The following is a 6882-nucleotide window of genomic DNA, read 5'->3' as shown; positions in this document are numbered from 1 at the left end:
ACCATGGTCGCAAGCCCCTCCGGCAAGGTCTCGACAAAGTCGCAACGCGCGGCGATCGCCGCACGCAGCACCTCGTCATCGGTCGCGCTCGGCCGTCCGTACCGGATGTTTTCCATGATCGAGCGATGGAACAGCGAAATATCCTGCGGCACCACCGATATCGCCTCGCGCAGGCTTTGCTGGGTGACGCGAGAAATATCCTGACCGTCGATCGTGATGCTGCCGTGCTGGACGTCGTAGAAACGCTGCAAGAGAACGAACAGACTGGATTTTCCGCCGCCGGACTGACCGACCAGACCGACCCGCTGTCCGGGCTGGATACGAAGGCTGAATTTGTCGAACACCCCGAGTCCGCCGGGATAACGAAACGAAACATTATTGAAAGTGATCGCGGCGCCGCTCTTGACCAGCGGCTCGGCCTCCGGGTGGTCGCGCAGTTCGTGCGGAAGCAGCAAAGTGGCAATCGCTTCGGTCAGCCGGGCGACATGCTGGGTGACATCGACCAGCGCCACGGCAAGATCGCGCGTCGCATTCAAGATCGAAAGCCCGAGGGTGCAGACCAGCACGACGTCGCCGGTGGTGGCGCCGCCTTGCTGCCAAAGCGTGATCGCCCATGCCAACAGTGCGATCGTCAGCGCAACGGTAATGGCGGCATGGATCAGCCGCAGCTTTTCCAGATAGCGCAAACTGCGTCCCCGCGCCGTCAGTTCCCGGTTGACGGTGGCGTCAAACCGGTCGTGCTCGAAGCTGAGACCGCAAAACGCCCGGACCAGCGGCATATTGTTGATGACATCGACCATTTCGCCGTCGACGGCGGCAGCCTTGTCCGCGAAGTCGTCGTGCAAGTGCTTGCCGGCCGCAGCCAGGTGAAACATCGCGATCACCATTCCGCCGGCGATCACAACCAGCCCCGCCGACATTGGCAGGCTCACGGTTCCAATCAGGGCGATGGCCGCAACGGTCGCGATACACGGCGGCAGCACGTTCCAGACGAACATGTTTTCGACCGTGAAGACGGCATTGGATGTGGCGGTGATGCGGCTGGTCAGCATTCCCGGCAACCGGTCGGAGAAATAGCTCGGCGCGTGGCCGGTCAGATGACGGAAAATGTCGCGGCGCAAATCGCCGGTCACGCCGACAAAGGTGAAGCTCGCCGTCCAGCTTGCGACCCGCCACAGAAAATTATCCGCGGTGATCAGCGACATGAGAAAAACGAATGCCAGCCATACGGTGCCGGCGCGAGCCGGTCCGGCCGACAAACCATCGACCAGATATTTCACGCCATATTGCGTGCCTACGGAACAAGCAACGGCGGCAACAACTGAGGCAAGGATGACGATATGCGATGCCAGACGCTGGCGGAGGTAGCGCAGCACGAATGGAAGCGGGCGATTGGCGTATCCAGAAAGAGTGTCCATGTGACTGCAAATCCCGCTAAGGGCAAGAAAATCCGGCCCAATATGTTCCGCCTGATTGAATGACCGACGCCGCTCTACGGTTCCCACCGTCCTGCTATTGCTGCGCGAAAATCTTGCAGCATGGACCACGTCCAAAACCTGATCGGGCGTGATGGCATCAGCAAGACCATCCTGTGGAAGAAGTGCGCATCCTCTGGGGAACTTCGCACATGCGGAAACGTTCCCTCTGCGGCATGCCGGTGCCGACTGCCTGATTGGGGCCCTTTCATGTATGACAACAAGAGGAGACGGATAGATGCGCATCGCGCAAGTTGCTCCGCTGACGGAGGCTGTTCCCCCGAAACTCTATGGCGGAACCGAGCGGGTAGTACACTGGTTGACCGAGGAACTGGTCACATTGGGAAACGACGTTACGCTGTTCGCCAGCGGCGATTCCCGGACCTCAGCGAAACTTGACGCGACATGGCCGAAGGCGCTGCGCCTCGACGGATCCGTCCGCGACCCCAATGCGCTGCACATGGTGATGCTGGAGCGCGTTCGACAAAAGTGCGATGATGAAGAATTCGATTTTCTGCATTTTCATCTCGACTACTATCCATTCTCGCTATTCTACCGTCAGCCGACTCCGTTTCTAACCACCCTGCACGGCAGGCTCGATCTGCCCGAGCACCAACCGGTGTTCACTACCTTCGCTTCCGTGCCGGTAATTTCGATCTCGAACGCGCAGCGGCGTCCGGTGCCGCAGGCCAATTGGATCCGCACCATCCACCACGGCATGCCGGAAACACTGCTGACGCCGCGACCGGGAACTCCGAGTTACCTGGCCGTGCTCGGCCGGATCGCGCCCGAAAAAGGCGTGGACCGAGCCATCAAAATCGCGATCCGATGCGGCATTCCGCTCAAGATCGCCGCCAAGGTCGACCGGGCCGACCAAGATTATTACGATGAGATCGTGCGTCCGCTGATCGACCATCCGCTTGTCGAATATATCGGCGAGATCGGCGATCACGAAAAATCGGACTTCCTCAGCGGCGCGATCGGACTGCTCGTTCCCATCGACTGGCCGGAGCCGTTCGGCCTCGTCATGATTGAAGCCATGGCGTGCGGCACACCGGTCATTGCGTACAACCGTGGTTCGGTCGCCGAGATCATCGACGAGGGTTTGACGGGCTTCATCGTCGAGGATGAAACCAGTGCGGTCTCCGCAGTCGGACGCCTCTCGCAACTGAAACGTGACGCGATCCGACGACAGTTCGAGGTGCGATTCACCGCCCGACGCATGGCGCTCGACTATCTCGCGGCCTACCGCAGCCTGACGGAGGCCGCCGAGCCACGCATCAAACTGGTGAGCAGCGCCGAATAGCGCTGCCGAGGGATCAGCCCGGATATTCCAATTTCCGGACTTCCCAACTTAGTGCGCGGGCGCCAAATCGGCTCGGCCAAAGCGCCGTTCGTAAGCCTTTATATAGGCGTCCGGCGAGGCCTTCAGGTGGCGTCGGGTCAGTGCCATCAGGTCGTCCCGACGCGAACCGCGAAGCGCCTTGATCATATCGAGGTGGTCGCGGCGGGCACGATCAAGGGATTCTGGAAATGCATTGGCATAAGATCTGATGCCGTAGACCTTCTGCGCCAGCAGATCGATGGTTTCGATCAGGCAGGCATTGCCGCAAAGACCGAACAAGACCTGGTGAAAACTGAGATTGCTGTAAAAGACGGTCAAGAGGTCGCCCGCGGCAACCGCTGTGCTGTGCTGTCTTTGAAGTTCTTCCAGCCTTTCGATATCCTTGTGGCCAACCGGAAACGGGATGATGCGGACCGCCATCAATTCCAGCTCTTCACGAACCGCGTAGATTTCCCTCACCTCAACGGGGGTTAATCCACGAACCAGCGCACCGCGATTGGGGATGCGCTCCACCAGGCCCTTCTTTTCAAGCTCGAACAGGGCCAGCCTCACGTCGCCCCGATGAGTCTGAAACAGGTCACAAAGATCCTGCTCGACCAGGCGCTCCCTCGGTTGACGCCGCCCGAGGACTATGTCCTCCTCGATCCGCTTGGCGATGATGAGCGCCGCCGGTTCTCGCGCAGGCGATATCGGCATCGGACGGGATTTAGACGTTCGAGCTGCCGCCTGTCTGGAAGGTTTTCCGGTCATCATTTCCCCGATTTGGACGGCGTGTCCGCCGGTCCGGCCGCAGCCCGCAGCATAGCAAGCCCGAAATAGTTTTCAATTCTGAAGATAATATCGATTACAGTATTGTAAACAATTGTGCTCGGGGCTAGCATCTTAAAAAACCGGCGGACGACAACCTGTACCGCCATCGCCCAGGGGGAAACGGCATGAAAAAAGCTTGCAGGGATTCCGTCAGCCATCGAGCTGACCTGGGCGGGGCTGTTTTGAAGCGGCAAGGCCGCCGCGAATTTCTTCTGAAAACAGGCGGCATCCTCGCGGCCGGGGCATTCGGCGCCGTGCCACTACGCGGCTGGGCCGCTGATCCCGTCAACATCGGCGCGCTTTACCCGACCACCGGCGGCATGGCGCAAATCGGCGTCGGCTGCGTCGCGGCCGCCAAGCTCGCGGCCGATATGGTCAACGACGCCGGCGGGATCAAGTCACTCGGCGGCGCCAAACTTAATCTCATCATCTCGGACGTGCAGAGCGATACCACCGTGACGCGCACGGAGACCGATCGGCTGATCACCGGAAACAAGCTGTCGGCGATCCACGGCTGCTTCGCCAGCGCGCTGACGCTGATCGCAAGCGAAGTCGCGGAGCGCGCCAAGGTGCCGCTTCTGACCGGCTCCAGTTCCGACCAGCTCAACAAGGGGCACACCTATACGTTCACGCCGTTCGCCCGCGCTTCGCAGTTTGCCCAGGCCCAGTTGCGAATGTCGCGGCTGGTCAGCGACAAGCCGAAAGTCGCGGTGGTGTTCGAGAACACCGCATTCGGAACCTCGACCTCCAATGGTCTGCGTGAGCAGGCCGCGGCCGAAGGCGTCGAGATTGTGTTGTTCGAGCCCTATTCGGCCGGGTTCACCGACGCCAGCCCGCTGATCAACAAGGTCAAATCATCCGGCGCGAACGCGCTGTTCTCGGTCTCCTATCTGAATGACCTCATCCTGATCGTGCGGACCGTCAAGCAAGTGGGCCTCAATATCGCGATCAACGGCGGCTCCGGCGGTTTCGTCATTCCGGACTTCTACAAGAATGTCGGGAAACTCGCGGAAGGCCTGCAAGGCGTGGCGCACTGGAACCACGACATGGACGCCAACGCCGAAAAGGTGAACGCAGAATACAAGAAGCGCACCGGCGAATTCCTGTTCGAATATGCCGGCGGCCTGGTCGCGCAGACCTTCATGATCGCCGATGCACTCGAACGGGCGGCCTCCACCGATCCACAGAAGGTGCGCGACGCCATCGCAGCGATCGACGTGTCCTCCGGCTATGCCGCGATGTGTCCGGGCGGCAAGGTCAAGTTCGGTCCCGACGGCAAGAACATCCACGCCCATCCGGTCGGGGTGCAGTGGCAGAACGGCGATCTCGCGAGCGTCTTCCCGGAGGAAGACAGGCGCGCACCGTTGATGAAAACCTGACGGTCAAGAAAATGTGGGAGACAGTAGCCCAGGCCGTCATCAACGGTCTGCTCATCGGCGGTATCTACGCGCTGGTCAGCATCGGCGTGACGCTGATCTTCGGCGTGGTCAAGATCGTCAATTTCGCCCAGGGCGAATTCGTGATGATCGGGATGTATATCAGCTTCTTTCTCGCCAACCAGTTCGGCATCGATCCCCTGCTGTCGCTGTTCGTGTCGATGCCGGTGCTGTTCGTGATCGGCGTCCTGGTCCAGCATTTTCTGATCCGCAGGGTTCTCGGACCCAACGACATGCCGCAGATCTTCCTGACCTTTGCGCTATCGCTTTTATTGCTGAATCTCGCGCTGATGCTGTTCTCGGCCAATTATCGCACGGTTCACACCTCCTATTCGGACGAGGCTTTTCATATCGGCGGACTGTACATCCCGGTGGCGAAACTGATCGCCTTTGTGGTGGCGATGGTGCTGAGCGGCGCGCTCTGGGTCTTCCTGCACACCACCGATTTGGGCAAGGCGATGCGCGCGGCGGCCCAGAACCGTGACGTGGCGACGCTGATGGGGATCAATCCCAATCGGGTTTTTTGCGTCGCCCTTGGCATTGCGCTGGCGCTGGCGGGCGCGGCCGGTTCGCTGTTGATGCCGTTCTATTCGGCCTATCCGTTTGTCGGGCAGGTGTTCGTGCTGATGGCCTTTGTCGCGGTGGTGCTGGGGACGTTGGGCAATGTGATCGGCGCGCTGGTCGCCAGCCTGATGATGGGGGTCGCCGAATCCCTCGGCATTCAATTCGTCGGCGCCGACTCCGGATTGATCGTGGTGTTCGCGATGCTGCTGTTGACGCTCGCCTTCAAGCCGACCGGACTCGGCGGCGGGAGAGCGCGATAATGACCGGACGCATACAAAGCCTGCTCTGGCTGGCGGTCGGCATCGCCGTCGTCATCGCTTTGCCGTTGGTCGTCAGGAGCTCGTTTGCGATCGACATCTTCATCCGGATCCTGTTGTTCTCCTTCATCGGCGTCGCCTGGAACCTGATGGGCGGTTACGCCAAGCAGCTTTCGCTGGGGCATGCCGCCTATTTCGGACTCGGCGCCTACACCTCGACCATTCTGCAGATCGATTTCGGCATCTCGCCGTGGATCGGGATGATTGCCGGCGGCCTGGTCGCGATGCTGGCGAGCCTGCCGATCGGCTGGCTGTGCTTCCGGCTGCGCGGCCCGTATTTCACCATCGCCACTATCGCAACGGCGCAGGCGCTGATGTTGATTTTCCTCAAATTCCGCGATCTGGCCTGGGGTGCCGAGGGCACCACCATTCCCAATCTCGGCAGCGCGCCGCTGATGATGCAATTCGAGACCAAGTCGGCCTACTACTATGTCGCGCTCGGCCTGCTCGCGCTCGGACTTGCGATCACCTACCTGATCGAGCGATCCTGGATGGGCTATTACCTCGTCGCCATCGGCGAGGATGAAGACGCCGCCGAAGCGATCGGCGTCAACGCGCCAAGGATCAAGCGCGACATCTACCTGATCAGTTCCTTTCTCACCGCGCTGGCCGGAACGTTCTACACGCAATACATCTACTTCATCGACCCGGCGACCGCGTTCAGCTTCAACATCTCGATCGAGGCGGCGCTGGTATCGATCGTCGGCGGCATCGGGACGTTATGGGGCCCGGTGATCGGCACCATTCTTTTGGAGACCACATCGACGCTGCTGCAAAGCTGGCTCGGCGGCTCGATCGGCGGCGTGCAATTGACCGTGTACAGCCTGATCCTGATGGCCGTGATCCTGTGGCGACCGACCGGGCTGATGGGAATGATGCGCGAAGCCTGGCAACGCTTCGCCAGCCGCAAACCGGCGCGGGCGTGAGGGCCATCT

At 60.6% G+C, this 6882-nt stretch carries 6 protein-coding genes; 4 read left to right on the top strand and 2 right to left on the bottom strand.

From position 1 onward, the window contains the following. On the bottom strand, positions 1-1418 hold a 1418-nt coding region (locus ABR948_RS10235), incomplete at its 3' end, for an ABC transporter ATP-binding protein (RefSeq protein WP_428116696.1). A 295-nt stretch (positions 1419-1713) separates the two neighbouring features. Here ABR948_RS10235 and ABR948_RS10230 point away from each other — a divergent pair. Beyond that, complete coding sequence (locus ABR948_RS10230) at positions 1714-2781, top strand: glycosyltransferase family 4 protein (RefSeq protein ID WP_428116694.1); 1068 nt, start codon at positions 1714-1716, stop codon at positions 2779-2781. A gap of 48 nt (positions 2782-2829) precedes the next feature. Here ABR948_RS10230 and ABR948_RS10225 read toward each other — a convergent pair whose 3' ends face one another. Next, complete coding sequence (locus ABR948_RS10225) at positions 2830-3570, bottom strand: GntR family transcriptional regulator (protein WP_428116691.1); 741 nt, start codon at positions 3568-3570, stop codon at positions 2830-2832. Between the two features lie 185 nt (positions 3571-3755). On the opposite strand from ABR948_RS10225, the gene ABR948_RS10220 reads away from it, so the two are divergent. From ABR948_RS10220 to ABR948_RS10210, 3 genes are read left to right on the top strand one after another with little or no spacing between them, the layout of a single operon-like run. Beyond that, a complete protein-coding gene (locus ABR948_RS10220) occupies positions 3756-5009 on the top strand; it encodes an ABC transporter substrate-binding protein (RefSeq protein ID WP_428116689.1) in 1254 nt (417 codons plus the stop codon). Positions 5010-5020: 11 nt separating this feature from the next. Next, positions 5021-5890: a branched-chain amino acid ABC transporter permease gene (locus tag ABR948_RS10215; RefSeq protein ID WP_428116686.1), complete on the top strand. Its 870-nt coding sequence runs from the start codon at positions 5021-5023 to the stop codon at positions 5888-5890. Then, positions 5890-6873: a branched-chain amino acid ABC transporter permease gene (locus ABR948_RS10210; RefSeq protein WP_428116683.1), complete on the top strand. Its 984-nt coding sequence runs from the start codon at positions 5890-5892 to the stop codon at positions 6871-6873. Before ABR948_RS10215 ends, ABR948_RS10210 begins: the two co-directional genes overlap by 1 nt. Positions 6874-6882: the final 9 nt, after the last annotated feature.

Source organism: Bradyrhizobium sp. (genome assembly GCF_050014615.1).
Classification (GTDB): domain Bacteria; phylum Pseudomonadota; class Alphaproteobacteria; order Rhizobiales; family Xanthobacteraceae; genus Bradyrhizobium.
The sequence above is the reverse complement of the archived record's forward strand: the minus strand, read 5'-3'. Positions and strand labels throughout refer to the sequence as shown.

Bases quoted from the DNA above. Each gene is read 5' to 3' on its own strand.
- ABR948_RS10230 (WP_428116694.1), top strand. From the start codon at position 1,714: ATGCGCATCGCGCAAGTTGCTCCGCTGACGGAGGCTGTTCCCCCGAAA.
- ABR948_RS10225 (WP_428116691.1), bottom strand. From the start codon at position 3,570: ATGACCGGAAAACCTTCCAGACAGGCGGCAGCTCGAACGTCTAAATCC.
- ABR948_RS10220 (WP_428116689.1), top strand. From the start codon at position 3,756: ATGAAAAAAGCTTGCAGGGATTCCGTCAGCCATCGAGCTGACCTGGGC.
- ABR948_RS10215 (WP_428116686.1), top strand. From the start codon at position 5,021: ATGTGGGAGACAGTAGCCCAGGCCGTCATCAACGGTCTGCTCATCGGC.
- ABR948_RS10210 (WP_428116683.1), top strand. From the start codon at position 5,890: ATGACCGGACGCATACAAAGCCTGCTCTGGCTGGCGGTCGGCATCGCC.